The following is a 17,645-nucleotide window of genomic DNA, read 5'->3' as shown; positions in this document are numbered from 1 at the left end:
TGCCGCTACATTGTGCGGAATTATTTTCTCGACAGTCGAGAAAATGAATGTCATGGATTTTTGAGGCTGTCAACACGGTGCGAAAGCGGTGGTTGCGGCATCAACAAGGTGCTCCGCGAGCGGTCGCGTCCGATGTTTCTCGACCGCCCCGAAAATCGGTGCCACAAGGCTGTCGACAAGGCGTTCTGCTCCTTGTCTTGCCGTCAAACAGATGCTTTGGGAGGGGCATGTGTTCGAAGGATCCGCCACTGACAGGGACGTCTCATGCTGACCAAGTCCAGCACTGAGCTCGTGCGTCAGCAAAACAGCGCGTTGGTCCTTGCGGCGCTCAGGCGCGCCGGCAATCTCTCCCATACGGAAATCTCTGCCGAGACCGGGCTTGCCTCCGCGACCGTTTCGGCGATCACGGCGGAACTGGAAAAGGCTGGTGCGCTCGCCAAGGCAGAGCAGCAGGTCCAGGGCGGGCGCGGGCGGCCGCGGGTGCTGTTCACGCCACGCCGCGATCACGGTCATCTGATCGTCGTTCGGATCTCGTCCGACATCGTGCAATATTCGCTGGTCGACTACGGCGGCACGTTGCTCGACCGCTTCGACGAAAGCAGAAACCACGACGAGCGCGGTACGGCCCCTTTCGCCCGGGCATTCGTCGATGCGCTCGAGCGCCTGTTGCAGCGGTCGAGACTGGAGCGGAACCAGGTACTGGCCGTCTCTATCAGCAGCAAGGGCCTGGTCGACGGCGCGTCCGCGCGGCTCTTGTGGTCGCCGGTGTTCGGGCGGGAGGAGCTGGATTTCGCCGCGCTGCTCGCGCCGGACTGGCGGGCGAAGGTCATGCTCAGCAACGAAACCCTTCTGGTCGCGCAGGCCCTCGCCGCCCAGGCAGAGCGCAAGCCGGAGAGCGGCTTTAGGGCGCTTGCGGCGATCTCGCTCGGCCACAGCATCGGCCTTGGTGTTGCCCGCAAGAGCCAGAGCGGCGATATGGATGTCAGCGCGCCGAATTTCGGCCACATGCTGCACGCGCCGTCCGCGGGCCTTTGCCGCTGCGGCGCCTATGGCTGCATCGAGGCGGCGGCCGGCTTCTACGGCATCCTGCGCGCGGCGTTCGAAGTGCCGGCAGACACGATCCCCGCCAAGTTCGTTCCGGTGACGGAGCTCGACAAGATTGCCGCCAGCGCACGACAGGGCCACCGCATGGCCGGCTATGCCTTTCGCCAGGCCGGCATCGCGCTCGGCAACGGCATCTCACGCATGTTGAGCCTCTACGAGCGCATGCCGGTCCATGTCACCGGACCCGGCATCCGATACTTCGATCTGATGCTGCCCGGGATCGAGGAGGGGCTTGCCCAATCGATGCAGATCCGTCTTCAGGGGCCGCCGGAAATCACGGTCGTTGCCGACGAGCAGCGCCTGGTTTTCGAGGGGCACCTGGCGCGGGCGCTGGGTGTGATCGATGGCGACATCGCCAGCGTCGGCGGATCGGCGATGCACGGTTGAGGCGAATTTTCGGGCAACCATTTTTGGGGTTGTACCGAAGGCGAACAATTCCAGTGATACAATTTACAGTTATTTAGCGACTCCTTGTCAAGGTGACCCTGACGCGGGAGACGATTATGTTTTCAGTGATTGCATGCATACGCGACGATCATGACTGGCGCCTCATCCTGGTTGCCGCGATCGTCTGCCTGGCAGGCAGCGTCGCGACGATGCTGCTCCTGTTGCGCGCGCAACGAAGCGAAGGCAGCCAACGCGGTTTGTGGATCGCGGCCAGCGGTTTTGCCTGCGGTATCGGCGTCTGGTCCACCCATTTCATCGCCATGCTCGCCTATGACGGCGGCGTTCCCGTCGCCTATGGCGCCTGGGGCACGCTCCTGTCGGTGGCCGTGGCGATCGCAGCGTCCTGGATGGCCTTTGCGATCGGTCTTGGCGGGCGCTCGCATCTCTCGATGACCTGCGGTGGCCTGCTGCTCGGCGCCGGCATTGCGGCGATGCACTTTACCGGCATGCGGGCAATCGAGATCCAGGGACATATTGCCTACAATCCCCAATCCACCGTCTCCGCCGTACTCGCCGGGACGGTGCTGGCCGGTGCCGCGCTCTACGCCTTTCAGCTCTTGCGCGGCGTGCGGCGCCTGGTCGTCGCGTCGCTCCTGCTGGTCGTCGGCATCTGCGCGCTGCACTTCACCTCGATGAGCGGCATCACGCTGGTGCCCGAGGCCAATGTCGCCGTTGCCGATACCATCCATCCCGCCTGGCTTGCAGGCGGCGTCATTGCCGCTTCGACCACATTGATCGTGCTCGCCTTCGGCGCGCTCTTCCTCGACCGGCATCTGACGGATCTGCGCGGACTCGCCAATGCGTCGCTCGAAGGCATGGCGATCGTCTTCGATGGCGTAATCGTGGACGCCAACGAGCGCTTCGCGGGCCTGACAGGTCGCAAGCTCTCGGAGCTTTCCGGACGGCACCCGGCAGACATCTTCGTCTTCGGCGAGGAGGGGTTGGACGCCCACAGACACGGCGACGGTCCGGGCGAAATCGACCTCTTGAACGCAGAAGGTCGCACCATTCCCGTCGAGTTCATGTGCCGGACGATCGAGTATCGCGGCCGGGAATGCGACGTGATCTTCGTGCGTGACTTGCGGGCGCGTAAGGAAGCCGAGCGCACGATCGAACATCTCGCCCATCATGACGCGCTGACGGACCTGCCGAACCGCGCCTTCTTCGACCGCAGGCTGGGCCAGACGCTGGCGGCGGCGGCTGCGAGAAACGAGGAACTGGCGATCCTCTGCCTCGACCTCGACCGCTTCAAGGCGGTCAACGATATCTTCGGCCATGGCGAGGGCGACCGCATCCTGATGAAGGTCGCCGATATCCTGCGCGCAGCCGTCGGCGAGCAGGATACGATCGCCCGGCTCGGCGGCGACGAGTTTGCGATCATCCAGGTGGGCGGCAGGGAGCCGGAGGCGGCGCGGCAGTTGACGGACCGGATCCTGGCGCTGTTTGCTGCCGAGATGGACACCAATCGTGACCCGACCGCCGTCGGCGTCAGCATCGGGGCTGCGATCTTTCCGGCAGACGGGCAGACGGCGGATCAGTTGCGCAACAATGCCGACACGGCGCTCTACCGCGCCAAGCAGAGCGGCAAGGGCATCGCCTGCTTCTTCGACCGGGAGATGGACGAGGCGGTACGCACCCGCCGCCAGATCGAAAACGACCTGCGCCATGCGGTGCTCCGCCGACAATTCTTCCTCGAATACCAGCCACTGGTCGAAGTCCAGAGCGACCGGATCATCGGCTACGAAGCGCTGCTGCGCTGGGAGCATCCGCAGCGCGGGTTGATCGGCCCGGATGTCTTTATCCCGATTGCCGAGGAGAGCGGCTCGATCATCCAGATCGGCGAATGGGTGCTGGAGCAGGCCTGCACGGAAGCGGCGAAGTGGAACGAGCCCCTGCCGATTTCCGTCAACATTTCGCCGGTCCAGTTCCTTTTGCCCAACCTCTTCGACCAGGTTGCGAACATCCTGCGCCGCACCGGCCTTAATCCCTGGCGGCTCGAACTTGAGATCACCGAGGCGGCGCTGATGCACAATCGCGAGGACGTGCTGGCAGCGCTGGTGCGGCTACGGGTCCTTGGTGTGCGGATCGTCATGGACGATTTCGGCACCGGCCATTCGTCGCTGAGCAACCTTCAGACGTTCCCCTTCGACAAGCTGAAGATCGACTGCAGCTTCATCGCGGCGCTGGAAAAGGACCCTTCGGCGCAGGCGATCGTCCGGGCGATCATCGCGCTTGGCCACAGCCTTAGGCTCGCGGTCGTGACCGAGGGCGTCGAAACCGAACGGCAAAGACAGATCCTTGCGGAGGAGGGCTGCCTGCAGATACAGGGCTTTCTCTCCGGTCGGCCGGGTGCCGCGCCCAGCACCGGCCAGGAAACCGCGCGCCGGGAGAAGGTGCCGGCGCGCGCCGACGGTTGAAACGGCCGCGGCCGGGCAGTGCGGATACGAAAAAGGCCGGGCATATGGCGCCCGGCCTTTTTCCTTGATCGGTCGTCGGTCGAAGGCTCAGGCGACGCTGATCTGGCGCTTTTCGACGACGGACTTTACAGCCGCATCGGCAAGCGCGAGAGCCGCGAGACCATCCTTGCCGGACGGCGTGATTTCCGCACCCTTTTCGATCGCGGCGATGAAGCTCTCGATCTCGTTGGCATAGGCTTCGGTATAGCGGGTCATGAAGAAATCGTGCAGCGGCGGGCGGGTGTAGCCGTCGCCATTGGCGATCTCGATCGAGACCGGGCGCTGGTTCTCGGCGGAAGCCACGCCCTTCGAGCCGTGGACTTCGATGCGCTGGTCGTAGCCGTAGGTGGCGCGACGGGAGTTGGAGATGATCGCCTGCTTGCCGGACGCCGTCTGCAGGATGACCGAAACGCTGTCGTAGTCGCCGGCTTCGCCGATCGCCTTGTCGACGAGAACGGCAGCGGTTGCCGTCACCGAGACCGGCTCTTCGCCGAGCAGGAAACGGGCCATGTCGAAGTCATGGATGGTCATGTCGCGGAAGATGCCGCCCGAACGCTTGATATAGTCGACCGGCGGGGCGCCCGGATCGCGCGAGGTGATCGTCACCATTTCGACATCGCCGATCTTGCCGGCGTCGATCGCCTTCTTCACGGCCATGAAATGCGGGTCGAAGCGGCGGTTGAAGCCGACCATCAGCTTGGCCTTGGTCTCGCTCACGACCTTGAGGCAGGCCTTCACGCGCTCGGCGTCGAGATCGACGGGCTTCTCGCAGAAGATCGCCTTGCCGGCGCGGGCGAAGCGTTCGATCAGGTCGGCATGGGTATCAGTCGGCGTGCAGATGACGACGGCGTCGATGTCCTTCGCCGCTTCGATCGCTTCGATGGTGCGGACCTCGCAGCCATACTGCTTGGCGATGGCATCGGCGGCGGCGGGGAAGGCATCGGCGACGGCAACAAGCACAGCGTCGGGATTGCCGCTGACGGCTTTCGCATGAACCTTGCCGATGCGGCCGGCGCCCAGAAGACCAAATCTGACTGTCATCTCTGTTTCTCTCGAATTCCGGTTCGCGACCGGGAAGGGGCGTGATGATAAGCGCTCATCGCGCAAAGGCGCCGCGGAACGCTGCTTCCGCGAATGGTTTGGAGAATTGCCACGAAAGACCGCGCGTTGGAACGCTGCGCTCAGCACCTCTCCCTTGATACCTCCGTTTCTACTCGGCTGCTTCTTATTTGGAATGAAGTCGCCGATGTAGATTATTTCGGAATTTTTATTCCATTTTTATTGCGTCCGTCAAGGGGAGTCGGAGGCCATGGCCTTGCCGTCAGCGACGAATTTCCCCTAAATGGGACGCACGCGACAAGGCCACCAGAGGACAGAATGCTCAAATTCATCGATCCGGACCATCCCTTCTACCGCCCACTGTGGATCCGTCTGCTGATCGTGGGCTTCTGCGGCGTCTGGACAGTGGTCGAATTCCTGGGCGAGCAAACGATGTGGGGGATGATTTTCCTCGCGGTCACCGCCTATGCCTCAGCGGCTCTCTTGGTTTTCTACAAGCCGAGCGAGAAGGGCGTCGAGAAAGCTGGGGACGAGGGGCAAGGCAAGGGCGACGGGAGCGACGCTGCCGGCTGAGGTTCACGGCGCCGGGGTGATGGCGCGCATCTGCTTTGCGGCTTCGTCGATCAGCATGTTGGCGAGTTTCATGCGCACGGTGGCATTGGCGCGAAACGCGGCCGGCAGACGGTCCGGATGGTTCAGGGCCGCGAAGGCCCGGCGCTTTGCCGCAAGCGTCATTTGTGTTTCGCTGTCGACAAGGGCCAGTTCCTCGGCCACGTCGGCAAGGGTCGTACGGCTGAGATAGTCCGGCATGACCGGCGGAGGTGGCGGCTCCACGAAGGACGCATCGAGATAGGCCCGCTCGACGGCGCCGAAGGCCGCCGAGCGGGCGCTTTCGGCCGCAAAGGCGTTGTCGAATGCCGGGGCGTAAGGCGTGGCGACGCGCGTCGCTTCGGCCGGTGCCGGTTCGATATCCTCTTCCGATTTCAGCCGCTCGAGCACCGACTGAAAGACTGACATTCCAAACATGACGTCTCCGATCGCGGCGCACCATGGCAGGCGGAGATTATCCCGGGCTGATCAGACTGATCATGCCAGGGCTGATCAGGCGCGGCCCTGCTTGAGGATCAGGTCGTAGAGCAGCTTGGCGCTCGGCGGAAGCGCGCGTCCCTCGGCAGTGATCAGCCCATAGGGTTTGATTCGGATCGGGATTTCGGTCTTCAGGATGCGGATTTCGCCGGCCGGCGTACCGTTGCCGGCAATCAGGTTGGCGACGTCGAGTGCCACAGGTGCAATCGCGTTGGTGTTGCGCACCATCGACAGCGTCAGGATGATCGAGGAGGTGTTGATCACGGTCGCCGGCAGTCTCACCCCGGCCGCCACAAAACTGTCTTCGACTGCGCGTCTCAGAAGGGTGCCGGGCGGCTGGAATACCCAGTCATAGGAGGGCAAGTCCTCGGCGACGACCATGGGCTTGTCGAGCAGCGGATGGCCGTCGCGCACGATCAGGCAAACCTCCTCGTAGCCGATCTCCACCATGTTGAAGAGCCGCGGCGGCTGGTCGTCGGGGATGCGGCCGATGATGAAATCGTGGCGGGCGGCGAGCAGTTCCCTTGCCAGCACGTTGCTGTTTTCGATCTGGACGTTGATCTCGATGCCGGGATAGGCGGTCATCACCTGACGGATGGCGGGCACGGCGAGATTGAGCGCCGGGCCCGTGACCGAGCCGAGCGAAACCGAGCCGCCGCTGCCGGTCTTCAACTCGTTGATCTCGCGCGATGCCTCCCGGAGTTCCAGAAAGATGCTGCGCGCGCGTCGCGCCAGCGCTTCGCCATAGGGTGTCAACAGGACACCGCGGGCAACGCGTTCGCAGACCGGCGCCTTCAGCATGGTCTCGATTTCCGAGAGCATGCGCGAGGCCGCCGGTTGCGAGATGCCGAGGGCGTCAGCGGCGGCGCTGATGCGGCGGTGATCGTCGATCGCGAGAATCAGCCGGAGGTGGCTGATCTTCAGGCCCGAGCGGAAAAGCGTCGAATCGAAGAGTTCGCCGGCGGTGCTCGGTTTCTGATCGCGCATTTCAACCTCTGCGTTTTTTTCTTTGGTTTTCAGGGATTTTCAAAAATCACACTGTTTGCGCTCGATATATCATTTTTGGTATGTATTCAAAGCAATATTGTATTTGACAGTTATATGGTTTCATTCCAGTTTTTGCTTATGTGCCAGCGCATGTAGGAGCATGCGAGGCGGGGAGGCCTCTCCTTCACCTTGATCCGCTGCCGGAGACGAAGATCTCGGGCGGCGGATTGCTGCGCATAGACGGAAAGGCTCTCGCCTGCCGGCTTCAACTTTTTTGGGAGAGAACTGATGAAATTGATGACTTCGCTTCTCGCAGCCGCCGCGATTTCGATCGCGTCCTTCGCTGCACCGGCATTTGCGCAGGACAAGGGCACGGTCGGCATTTCCATGCCGACGAAGACGTCGACCCGCTGGATTTCCGACGGCGAGACCATGGAGAAGCTGTTCAAGGAAGCTGGCTACACGCCGGACCTGCAGTTTGCTGACGACGACATCCCGAACCAGCTCGCTCAGATCGAGAACATGGTGACCAAGGGCGCCAAGGTTCTCGTCATCGGCGCCATCGACGGCACCACGCTCTCCGACATCCTGCAGAAGGCCCACGACGCCGGCGTCAAGGTCATCGCCTATGACCGCCTGATCCGCGACTCGGGCAATGTCGACTACTACGCCACCTTCGACAACTTCCAGGTCGGCGTGCAGCAGGCAACGTCGCTGGTCCAGGGCCTCAAGCTCGACGGCGCAACCGAGCCGAAGAACATCGAGCTCTTCGGTGGTTCGCCGGACGATAACAACGCCTTCTTCTTCTACGACGGCGCGATGTCGGTCCTGCAGCCGCTGATCGACAGCAAGAAGATCGTCGTCAAGTCCGGCCAGAAGGGCATGGACCAGGTCGGCACGCTGCGTTGGGACGGTGCCGTGGCCCAGGCCCGCATGGAAAACCTGCTGTCGTCGAACTACACCGACGCCAAGGTCGATGGCGTTCTGTCGCCCTATGACGGCCTGTCGATCGGCATCATTTCGGCGCTGAAGGGCGTCGGCTACGGTTCGGGCGACATGGCAATGCCTGCCGTCACCGGCCAGGACGCCGAGCTGCCGTCGGTCAAGTCGATCCTTGCCGGCGAACAGTATTCGTCGATCTTCAAGGACACGCGCGAACTCGCCAAGGTCACCGTCGGCATGGTCAACGCGATCATGGAAGGCAAGGAGCCGGAAGTGAACGACACCAAGACCTATGACAACGGCGTCAAGGTGGTTCCGTCCTACCTGCTGAAGCCGGTTGCCGTCGACAAGTCCAACATCAAGGACGTGCTCGTCAGCTCGGGCTACTACACCGAAGACCAGATCAACAACTGATCTTTTTGAGCGTGAGGGCCCGTGCATGCGCGCGGGCCCTTTTATCCAGATGACGGAGCCGGTACTCTCTTGAAGACTGCCGCTGGAATGACTGAACATGGACAATATCATTCTTGAAATGCGGGGCATCACCAAGACGTTCCCGGGCGTCAAGGCGCTGGACAATGTCAGCTTCAAGGTCCGCGAAGGCGAGATCCACGCACTCGTTGGCGAAAACGGCGCCGGCAAGTCGACGCTGATGAAGGTGCTGAGCGGCGTCTATCCCGCCGGCACCTATGATGGCGAAATCCACTATGGCGGCGAAGCCCGCCGCTTCTCGACGATTTCCGACAGCGAAGACCTCGGCATCATCATCATCCACCAGGAACTGGCGCTGGTGCCGCTGCTGTCGATCGCCGAGAACATCTTCCTCGGCAACGAGATCGCCAGCAACGGTGTGATTCACTGGCCGCAGACCTTTGCCCGTACGCAGGAACTGCTGAAGAAGGTTGGCTTGAGCGAATCCCCGGCGACGTTGATCACCGACATCGGTGTCGGCAAGCAGCAACTGGTCGAGATCGCCAAGGCGCTTTCGAAGAAGGTGCGGCTGTTGATCCTTGACGAGCCGACCGCCTCGCTCAACGAAACCGATTCCGATGCGCTTTTGAAGCTGCTGATGGAGTTTCGCACCCAGGGCATGACCTCGATCATCATTTCGCACAAGCTGAACGAGATCCGGAAGGTTGCCGACCAGATCACCATCCTGCGCGACGGCGGCACGGTCGAAACGCTCGACTGTCACAGCGAAGACATTGGCGAAGACCGGATCATCAAGGGCATGGTCGGCCGCGCCATGGAAGACCGTTATCCGCCGCGCGAACCGAAGATCGGCGAGACGCTGCTCGAAGTGAAGAACTGGAACGTCTTCCACCAGCAGCACCGCGATCGGCAGTTCCTGCACGACGTCAATTTTACCGTCCGCGCCGGCGAAGTCGTCGGCATCGCCGGGTTGATGGGGGCAGGGCGCACCGAAACGGCGATGAGCCTCTTCGGCAAGTCCTGGGGCCACAAGATCACCGGCGACGTGACGATGCGCGGCAAGCCCGTCGACGTCAGCACCATTCCGCGTGCGATCGATGCGGGGCTCGCCTATGTCACCGAGGACCGCAAACAGCTCGGTCTCGTCTTGATCAACAACATCAAGGAGAACACAACGCTCTCCAATCTGAAGGCGGTGGCCGCGAACGGCGTCATCGACGATCGCAAGGAAGCGAAGGTCGCCTCCGACTATCGCTCGAAGCTGCGCATCCGTTCGCACTCGATCTATCAGGAAACGGTCAACCTTTCGGGCGGCAACCAGCAGAAGGTCGTCTTGTCCAAATGGCTGTTCACCAATCCGGAAGTTCTCATCCTCGACGAGCCGACACGCGGTATCGATATCGGCGCGAAGTATGAGATCTACACCATCATCAACCAGCTTGCCGCCGAGGGTAAGGGCATCCTGATGATCTCATCGGAAATGCCGGAGCTGCTTGGAACCTGCGATCGCATCTACGTCATGAACGAGGGCCGCATCGTCGCGGAGCTTTCGAAGGCGGAAGCGAGCCAGGAATCCATCATGCGTGCCATCATGCGTTCAGGGGAGAAACACTAATGGTCGCCGATACGAGCACCCAAAACAACAAGCCCTCGATCGGGGACTATCTCAAGAACAACATCCGCGAATACGGCCTGCTCGTCGCGCTCGTGGTGATCATGCTGTTCTTCCAGTTCGTCACCAACGGCGTGCTGTTCAAGCCGGTCAACATCACCAACCTGGTGCTGCAGAACTCCTTCATCGTCATCATGGCGCTCGGCATGCTGCTGATCATCGTTGCCGGGCATATCGACCTGTCGGTCGGCTCGATCGTCGCCTTCATCGGCGCGATCTCAGCGATCATGCTGGTCAAATGGGGCTTGCCCGCCATTATCGTCATTCCCGCCTGTCTGATCGTTGGCGGCGTCATGGGGGCGGCCCAGGGCTATTGGGTTGCCTACCAGAAGATCCCATCCTTCATCGTGACGCTGGCCGGCATGCTGGTGTTCCGCGGGCTCACCTATGTGGTGCTCGGCGGCCGCCCGATCGGTCCGTTCCCGAAGGAATTCCAGCTGCTGTCGACCGGCTTCGTTCCGGATTTCCTCTATTTCCTCAATCCGGCGCCCGAGACCATTCAGAACATGGTGGCGCTCGTCGCCGTCATCGCGCTCGTCGGCTACGCGATCTACGCGGGCATTCGTGACCGCAAGATCAACGAGCAGCACGGCACGGAGAACGAGCCGTTCATTTTCTTCGCCGTGCAGATGGCTGTCATCGCTGCCGTGGCGCTGTTCATCGGCTTCCAGCTTGCGACCTATCGCGGCCTGCCGAACGTGCTGATCGCCATGGCCGTGCTGATTGCGCTCTATACCTTCGTCACCACGCGCTCGACGATCGGTCGCCGCATCTATGCCATGGGCGGCAACGTCAAGGCGACCAAGCTTTCGGGCATCAACACCGAGCGGCTGACCTTCTACACCTTCGTCAACATGGGCGTGCTTGCGGCACTCGCCGGCATGATCATCACCGCTCGCCTCAATTCGGCAACGCCGAAGGCCGGCGTCGGTTTCGAGCTCGACGTCATTGCGGCCTGCTTTATCGGCGGTGCCTCGGCGTCGGGCGGTGTAGGCAAGATCATCGGGGCCGTCATCGGCGCCTTCATCATGGGCGTGATGAACAACGGCATGTCGATCATGGGCATCGGCATCGATTACCAGCAGTTGATCAAGGGCCTCGTGCTGCTCGCTGCCGTGTTCTTCGATGTCTACAACAAGAACAAGGGTTGAGCGGAAAGCCATAAGACCCGACGCGAACCAGTAACATTCACCGGCAGCCACAGCTGCCAGGATCGGCGGATTGGTCCGCCGGAATTGGGTGGCGAAAGCCACCCACGGGGACGCTTTTGCCTTGAAGAGGCGAACACAGCGACCCAAGACGATAGGAAGGATAGCATCGTGCTGATTTCGCAGATCAGGAACGAAGACGGGTCGATCACGGTGGCGGTACGGCTGCCGGGTGAGGCGGCGCATGCGGTGAACGGCGCGACAAGCGTCTATGCGCTGGCGATGGAAGCGGCCAATGCCGGACGGAGCCTGAAGCAGACGATCGAGGCCAATGGGCTCGGCGCCGTCGTCGACCTCGAAAAGGCCTATGCGGAGGGGCGCTTCCTGCCGCCGATCACTCATCCGGATCCGGCACACCTGCACCTGACCGGCACGGGTCTCACCCATCTCGGCTCGGCTGCGACCCGCGACGCCATGCACAAGAAGACGAGCGAGGCGGCCGAGGAAACCCTGACCGACTCGATGAAGATGTTCCGCATGGGGCTCGAAGGTGGCAAGCCGAGGGCTGGCGAAACAGGCGTGCAGCCGGAATGGTTCTACAAAGGCAACGGCACCTCCGCGGTCGCGCCGGGGTCGGCACTCGTTTCGCCCGCCTTTGCCGAGGATGGTGGCGAGGAGCCGGAAATGGCCGGGATCTACGTGATCTCCGAGAAGGGCGTGCCGTTCCGCATCGGTTTTGCCGTTGCCAACGAATTCTCCGACCACAAGACTGAACGGGTCAACTATCTCTGGCTCGCGCATTCGAAGCTGCGCCAGGCGAGCTTCGGTCCGGAGATCCGCATCGGTGTCGCACCGGAGGACATTCGCGGCATGTCGCGTATCCTGCGTGGTGGCAAGGTGCTGTGGGAAAAGCCGTTCCTGTCGGGCGAAGCCAACATGTCGCACAGCTTCGCCAATCTCGAGCATCACCATTTCAAGTATGGCCTGTTCCGCCAGCCGGGCGACATCCACGTGCACATGTTCGGCACGGCGACGCTGTCCTTCGGTGATGGCATCCGCACCGAGGAAGGTGACGTGTTTGAGATCGAGGCCGATGGTTTCGGCCTTCCGCTCCGCAACGCTCTTGCGATCGCAGCTGACGAAGAGGTCGCGATCCGCCAGCTCTGACACATCTCCTAAGCGCGACCGTTCGCGAGGGACGGTCATGCGCATCTATGAAGGAGGCCTGAGGCCATGACTTTGCACCAGAACCTGATAGCCGGCGAATGGGTCGGCGGTGACGGGGTCGCCAATATCAACCCGTCCGATACCAACGACGTGGTCGGCGAATATGCCCGCGCGTCAGCCGAGGATGCGCGCGCAGCGATCGCGGCCGCCAAGGCGGCGTTTCCGGCCTGGTCGCGCTCCGGTATTCTCGAGCGCCACGCGATCCTGAGGAAGACCGCCGACGAGATCCTTGCCCGCAAGGACGAACTCGGAAAGCTCTTGTCGCGTGAGGAAGGCAAGACCTTGGCCGAAGGCATCGGCGAGACGGTGCGCGCCGGCCAGATCTTCGACTTCTTCGCCGGCGAGTGCCTGCGGTTGGCGGGCGAGGTGCTGCCGTCGGCAAGACCCAATATCGGCGTCGAGATCACCCGCGAGCCGGTCGGTGTCGTCGGCATCATCACGCCCTGGAACTTCCCGATCGCCATTCCCGCCTGGAAGATCGCGCCGGCACTCTGCTACGGCAACACCGTCGTCTTCAAGCCGGCCGAACTGGTGCCCGGCAGTTCCTGGGCGATCGTCGACATTCTTAACCGCGCCGGCCTGCCGAAGGGCGTCTTGAACCTCGTCATGGGCAAGGGCTCGGTCGTCGGCCAGGCGATGCTCGACAGCCCGGACATTCACGCCATCACCTTCACCGGCTCGACCGGCACGGGCAAACGCGTGGCGCTCGCCTCGGTCGAACACAATCGCAAATACCAGCTGGAAATGGGTGGCAAGAACCCCTTCGTCGTGCTCGATGACGCCGACCTCAATGTTGCAGTGGAAGCCGCGGTCAACTCCGCCTTCTTCTCGACCGGCCAGCGTTGCACCGCATCTTCGCGGCTCATCGTCACCGAGGGCATTCATGATCGGTTCGTGGCGGCCATGGGCGAACGGATGAAGGGGCTTGTTGTCGACGACGCCTTGAAGGCCGGCACCCAGATCGGTCCGGTGGTCGATGAGAGCCAGCTCAACCAGGACACCGACTATATCGCCATCGGCCGACAGGAAGGCGCCAAGCTTGCCTTCGGCGGCGAGCTTCTGAAGCGCGACACGCCCGGCTTCTACCTGCAGCCGGCGCTGTTTACCGAAGCGACGAACGCGATGCGCATTTCTCGGGAAGAGATCTTCGGCCCGGTTGCATCCGTCATCCGGGTCAAGGACTACGATGAGGCGCTCACGGTCGCCAACGACACGCCCTTCGGTCTGTCCTCGGGCATTGCCACCACCAGCCTGAAGCACGCGACCCATTTCAAGCGCAATGCCGAGGCCGGCATGGTGATGGTCAACCTGCCGACGGCGGGCGTCGATTTCCACGTGCCCTTCGGCGGCCGCAAGGGCTCGTCCCACGGCTCGCGCGAGCAGGGGCGCTACGCCGCCGAGTTCTACACCACCGTCAAGACGGCCTACACGCTCGCCTGAAGCACGCCGTCATCGGGCCCGCGTGAACGGTGCGGGCCGCATAAGGAAGGAAGAGATGAAGAAGAAAGCTGAATGGCCGCGCAAGCTGCGTTCGCAGGATTGGTTCGGCGGTACCGGCAAGAATGCCATCATGCACCGCTCCTGGATGAAGAACCAGGGCCTGCCCGCCGACACCTTCGATGGCCGGCCGATCATCGGCATCTGTAACACCTGGTCGGAGCTGACGCCGTGCAACGCGCATCTGCGTGATCTCGCAGAGCGGGTGAAGCGCGGCGTCTACGAGGCCGGTGGCTTTCCGGTCGAATTCCCGGTGTTTTCCGTTGGCGAAAGCACGCTGCGGCCCACGGCGATGATGTTCCGCAATCTCGCGGCCATGGACGTCGAAGAGGCGATCCGCGGCAATCCGGTCGATGGCGTCGTGCTGCTCGGCGGTTGCGACAAGACCACGCCGAGCCTGCTGATGGGGGCTGCCAGCGTCGACATCCCTGTCATCCTCGTTTCTGGCGGCCCGATGCTGAACGGCAAGTGGCGCGGCAAGGATGTCGGCTCGGGCACGGCGATCTGGCAATTCTCGGAAATGGTGAAGTCCGGCGAGATGTCGCTCGCCGAATTCATGGATGCGGAGCAGGGCATGGCCCGCTCGGCCGGCAGCTGCATGACCATGGGCACGGCCTCGACCATGGCCTCGATGGCCGAAGCGCTGGGCATGACCCTGCCCGGCAATGCGGCGATCCCTGCCGTCGACGCCCGCCGCCGGGTGATCTCCCAGCTCTCCGGCCGCCGCATCGTCGACATGGTCAAGGAGGATCTGAAGCCTTCGGATATCCTGACGAAGCAGGCCTTCGAGAACGCCATTCGCGTCAACGGCGCTGTCGGCGGCTCGACCAACGCCGTGCTGCACCTCTTGGCGCTTGCCGGCCGTGTCGGTGTCGACCTCAGTCTCGACGATTGGGATCGCCTCGGCCGCGACGTGCCGACGATCGTCAACCTGCAGCCGTCGGGCAAGTACCTGATGGAGGAGTTCTATTATGCCGGCGGCCTGCCGGTCGTGATCAAGGCCGTGGGCGAAATGGGCCTCCTTCACAAGGATGCTGTGACCGTCACCGGTGACACGATCTGGAACGACGTCAAGGATGTCGTCAACTACAATGACGACGTCATCGTGCCGCGCGACAAAGCGCTGACCAAGTCCGGCGGCATCGCGGTGCTGCGCGGCAATCTTGCGCCCAAGGGCTGCGTGCTGAAGCCGTCCGCCGCATCGCCGCACCTGATGCAGCACAAGGGCCGGGCGGTCGTGTTCGAGAGCATCGAGGACTACCACGCCCGCATCAATCGCGATGATCTCGACATCGACGAGACCTGCGTGATGGTGCTGAAATATTGCGGCCCGAAGGGTTACCCGGGCATGGCCGAGGTCGGCAACATGGGCCTGCCCCCGAAGGTGCTGAAAAAGGGCATTACCGACATGATCCGCATCTCCGATGCGCGCATGTCCGGCACGGCCTACGGTACGGTCATCCTGCACACGGCGCCGGAAGCGGCCGATGGCGGCCCGCTGGCACTGGTTCAAAACGGCGACATGATCGCCGTCGACGTGCCGGCCCGCACCATCCATCTCGATGTCTCCGACGAAGAACTGGCCCGTCGTCGCGCTGCCTGGGTGTCGCCGGTGATGCCGCTCAAGGGTGGTTATGCCGGCCTCTACGTCAAGAGCGTGATGCAGGCCGACACGGGCGCGGATCTCGACTTCCTCGTCGGTCCGCGCGGCGCGGAAATTCCGATGAACCGCGACAGCCACTGACGCTGTCGGCGCGAGAGCGGACAGTTCGCTCTTGTCTTTGGCGCTCAACGCAGCTTGCGTCATAACAGACGCGCAAAGGCCGCCGTCGCACCGTAATTGCGGTGCGACGGTCCCAGGTGCCAGCGTCGAGGAGGCCGCTGCGAGCTGAGCAGGCTTGGCGCACCCGCAAGCATCGTCGCGGGACGGGACCTGTAACTTTTATGCTCGCACTGACCCGCGACCGTCTTCATCGCTGCAATCAGCCCTAGTCGGCGGGCCTGTTCATCTTCCCTTACCTCTGGGTAACCACTGACCGCGCGGTGCGTATTGGCGTCGCAGCGTCGACGTCATAGTTTTCCCCCGCGACGTTGCGTGCCTGCAGGTGGGCGGCCGCGGCAGTGCTCCATTGATCGCAGACGATCGAAGGATAAATGCAGCAGCCGAACAGCCGTCAGCTATCTTGCGGCGAGAAGGAGCATGCGCCTCGGCTTGGCCGTCGGAGCGTGTCGGAACCTATGATCTACGGGAGTGAAGAAGCGTGCCGTTAACAGATCTTATCGATTCGTATTGCGCTGCCTGGTCGTCGGAGGACGCCGAGCATAGGCGGGCGTTGCTGGTGCCGATCTGGGCCGATGGCGCAACGTACACGGACCCGACGGTTCATGCCGCCGGTGCAGAAGAACTGCTCGCGCACATTGCAGGTATTCAGGCTGGGCACCCGGGCGCGCGTATTACTCGGACAAGCGACGTGGACGTTCATCATGGGATCGCACGCTTCGCCTGGCGATTTGTGATGCCCGACGGATCATCTTTCCCCGAGGGTCTGGACATCGCATTCCTCGATCCCAACGCGACGCGCATTACGCGCATCATCGGTTTTTTCGGGCCATTGGCCAGCCTTCCAGCGTCATCAGACGTCCTTTGATCGGCTAAGAGCCTCAGAGCGATCACCGCACCACTTTCGGTGCGGCGATCCTGTTTGGGTGCCAAGGCCATCGTTTCGAAAAGACACGCCTTCGGCCGCATCTTCGCCCTGTGTTATCCACACCGGGCAAAACCCTCGCTTTTCGGCTGATCCGCTGCAACCGGCAGCAACCCTGCGACGTATCCCCATTGTCGGGGCCATTCCGACCCTGACCTTGTTAGGAGGACGATCATGCGGAGGAATGTATTTGCGTTGTCGCTCGGTCTTCTTGCGACGGTGGCGCTGTCCCAGCCGGCATTTTCACAGAGTGCGAACGGTCTTGGCGTCGGCGTGTCCGTCGGTGGCCCGAGCGGGCTGAACGCCAATGTCGGACTTGGTGGCTCGAACGGCCTTAAGGCCGATGTCGACGCATCGCTCGGCGGCGCAAACGGCGTCAATGCCAACGCAAACGCCTCGATCGGCGGTGCGCAAGGCGTCAACGCCGATGTGCAGGCGAGCGCCGGCGGCGCCAATGGCATCAACGCGGATGCCGATGTCGGCCTTGGCGGCGGAAAAGGGCTCAACACTTCGGTCAATGCCACGGTCGGTGGACGGAATGGCCTGACTGCTGGTCTCAAGGCCAATGCAGGCGGCGGCAACGGCGTCGGGCTTGGGCTCGGCGTGGGAGTTGGAACGGGATCCGGCGGCGGGAGCTCCGGGGGTGGCGGCAGCGTTGGCGGTGGCACCGGAGGCGGTTCGGGAGGCTCGGTTTCACCAGGCGCTTCGATGGCCGCGTTCAATGCACTGCCCGCCGGCGAGCGGGTCAAGCTGATCAAACGCTGTCGCGATGTCGTTGGCGGCGGTTATGACAGCGGGCTGGTTTCGCTCTGCCGCATCCTGCAGGCGAGCGCCTCGCGGTAGTCGGAACATCCGGTAGCTTCGACGGGGCGTCGCCGCCGCC

Annotated in this window: 14 protein-coding genes; 11 read left to right on the top strand and 3 right to left on the bottom strand. The window is 62.8% G+C overall.

All coding sequences use genetic code 11. From position 1 onward, the window contains the following. The first annotated feature begins 264 nt into the window (after positions 1 to 264). Positions 265 to 1,491 carry an ROK family transcriptional regulator gene (locus IB279_RS21800; protein ID WP_060518848.1) on the top strand — a complete coding sequence of 409 codons (1,227 nt, stop codon included), beginning with the start codon at positions 265 to 267 and terminating at the stop codon, positions 1,489 to 1,491. Between the two features lie 116 nt (positions 1,492 to 1,607). Next, entirely contained in the window at positions 1,608 to 3,968 is a 2,361-nt protein-coding gene (locus tag IB279_RS21795; RefSeq protein WP_112771981.1) for an EAL domain-containing protein, read from the top strand. 87 nt (positions 3,969 to 4,055) lie between these two features. Here the strand turns inward: IB279_RS21795 and iolG are convergent, their stop codons facing one another. Beyond that, on the bottom strand, positions 4,056 to 5,048 hold the full coding sequence (gene iolG, locus IB279_RS21790; protein WP_034793914.1) for an inositol 2-dehydrogenase: 993 nt from the start codon (positions 5,046 to 5,048) through the stop codon (positions 4,056 to 4,058). A 336-nt stretch (positions 5,049 to 5,384) separates the two neighbouring features. Here iolG and IB279_RS21785 point away from each other — a divergent pair, with 336 nt between their 5' ends. After that, positions 5,385 to 5,639 (top strand): hypothetical protein, encoded by a 255-nt coding sequence (locus IB279_RS21785; RefSeq protein ID WP_043611667.1) that lies wholly within the window; start codon positions 5,385 to 5,387, stop codon positions 5,637 to 5,639. Between the two features lie 3 nt (positions 5,640 to 5,642). Here IB279_RS21785 and IB279_RS21780 read toward each other — a convergent pair whose 3' ends face one another. Continuing rightward, on the bottom strand, positions 5,643 to 6,092 hold the full coding sequence (locus tag IB279_RS21780; protein ID WP_060582450.1) for a hypothetical protein: 450 nt from the start codon (positions 6,090 to 6,092) through the stop codon (positions 5,643 to 5,645). Between the two features lie 75 nt (positions 6,093 to 6,167). Beyond that, positions 6,168 to 7,139: a LysR family transcriptional regulator gene (locus tag IB279_RS21775; RefSeq protein ID WP_034793895.1), complete on the bottom strand. Its 972-nt coding sequence runs from the start codon at positions 7,137 to 7,139 to the stop codon at positions 6,168 to 6,170. A 288-nt stretch (positions 7,140 to 7,427) separates the two neighbouring features. On the opposite strand from IB279_RS21775, the gene chvE reads away from it, so the two are divergent. The 8 genes from chvE to IB279_RS21735 all read left to right on the top strand — a co-directional run bounded on the left by chvE (position 7,428) and on the right by IB279_RS21735 (position 17,605). Beyond that, positions 7,428 to 8,495 (top strand): multiple monosaccharide ABC transporter substrate-binding protein, encoded by a 1,068-nt coding sequence (gene chvE, locus IB279_RS21770; RefSeq protein WP_034793892.1) that lies wholly within the window; start codon positions 7,428 to 7,430, stop codon positions 8,493 to 8,495. A 97-nt stretch (positions 8,496 to 8,592) separates the two neighbouring features. Next, entirely contained in the window at positions 8,593 to 10,128 is a 1,536-nt protein-coding gene (mmsA, locus tag IB279_RS21765; protein ID WP_034793889.1) for a multiple monosaccharide ABC transporter ATP-binding protein, read from the top strand. Next, positions 10,128 to 11,336, top strand: coding sequence for a multiple monosaccharide ABC transporter permease (gene mmsB, locus IB279_RS21760; RefSeq protein ID WP_034793886.1), 1,209 nt, complete (start codon positions 10,128 to 10,130; stop codon positions 11,334 to 11,336). The genes mmsA and mmsB overlap by 1 nt, the downstream gene beginning before the upstream one ends. Before the next feature lie 168 nt (positions 11,337 to 11,504). After that, on the top strand, positions 11,505 to 12,500 hold the full coding sequence (gene araD1 / locus IB279_RS21755; RefSeq protein WP_112771983.1) for an AraD1 family protein: 996 nt from the start codon (positions 11,505 to 11,507) through the stop codon (positions 12,498 to 12,500). 66 nt (positions 12,501 to 12,566) lie between these two features. Further along, positions 12,567 to 14,000, top strand: a complete 1,434-nt coding sequence (locus IB279_RS21750) for an aldehyde dehydrogenase family protein (RefSeq protein ID WP_192339802.1) — start codon at positions 12,567 to 12,569, stop codon at positions 13,998 to 14,000. A gap of 55 nt (positions 14,001 to 14,055) precedes the next feature. Then, on the top strand, positions 14,056 to 15,801 hold the full coding sequence (gene araD, locus IB279_RS21745; RefSeq protein WP_034803454.1) for an L-arabinonate dehydratase: 1,746 nt from the start codon (positions 14,056 to 14,058) through the stop codon (positions 15,799 to 15,801). Positions 15,802 to 16,318: 517 nt separating this feature from the next. Beyond that, entirely contained in the window at positions 16,319 to 16,705 is a 387-nt protein-coding gene (locus IB279_RS21740; RefSeq protein WP_112772307.1) for a nuclear transport factor 2 family protein, read from the top strand. A 231-nt stretch (positions 16,706 to 16,936) separates the two neighbouring features. Further along, complete coding sequence (locus IB279_RS21735; RefSeq protein WP_060518841.1) at positions 16,937 to 17,605, top strand: hypothetical protein; 669 nt, start codon at positions 16,937 to 16,939, stop codon at positions 17,603 to 17,605. Positions 17,606 to 17,645: the final 40 nt, after the last annotated feature.

It is taken from the genome of Ensifer sp. ENS06 (genome assembly GCF_014852205.1).
Taxonomy (GTDB): Bacteria; Pseudomonadota; Alphaproteobacteria; order Rhizobiales; family Rhizobiaceae; genus Ensifer; species Ensifer adhaerens.
Note: the sequence above shows the minus strand (reverse complement) of the source record. Positions and strands in the feature narration are given on the sequence as shown.

Bases quoted from the DNA above. Each gene is read 5' to 3' on its own strand.
- IB279_RS21800 (WP_060518848.1), top strand. From the start codon at position 265: ATGCTGACCAAGTCCAGCACTGAGCTCGTGCGTCAGCAAAACAGCGCG.
- IB279_RS21795 (WP_112771981.1), top strand. From the start codon at position 1,608: ATGTTTTCAGTGATTGCATGCATACGCGACGATCATGACTGGCGCCTC.
- iolG (WP_034793914.1), bottom strand. From the start codon at position 5,048: ATGACAGTCAGATTTGGTCTTCTGGGCGCCGGCCGCATCGGCAAGGTT.
- IB279_RS21785 (WP_043611667.1), top strand. From the start codon at position 5,385: ATGCTCAAATTCATCGATCCGGACCATCCCTTCTACCGCCCACTGTGG.
- IB279_RS21780 (WP_060582450.1), bottom strand. From the start codon at position 6,092: ATGTTTGGAATGTCAGTCTTTCAGTCGGTGCTCGAGCGGCTGAAATCG.
- IB279_RS21775 (WP_034793895.1), bottom strand. From the start codon at position 7,139: ATGCGCGATCAGAAACCGAGCACCGCCGGCGAACTCTTCGATTCGACG.
- chvE (WP_034793892.1), top strand. From the start codon at position 7,428: ATGAAATTGATGACTTCGCTTCTCGCAGCCGCCGCGATTTCGATCGCG.
- mmsA (WP_034793889.1), top strand. From the start codon at position 8,593: ATGGACAATATCATTCTTGAAATGCGGGGCATCACCAAGACGTTCCCG.
- mmsB (WP_034793886.1), top strand. From the start codon at position 10,128: ATGGTCGCCGATACGAGCACCCAAAACAACAAGCCCTCGATCGGGGAC.
- IB279_RS21750 (WP_192339802.1), top strand. From the start codon at position 12,567: ATGACTTTGCACCAGAACCTGATAGCCGGCGAATGGGTCGGCGGTGAC.
- araD (WP_034803454.1), top strand. From the start codon at position 14,056: ATGAAGAAGAAAGCTGAATGGCCGCGCAAGCTGCGTTCGCAGGATTGG.
- IB279_RS21735 (WP_060518841.1), top strand. From the start codon at position 16,937: ATGCGGAGGAATGTATTTGCGTTGTCGCTCGGTCTTCTTGCGACGGTG.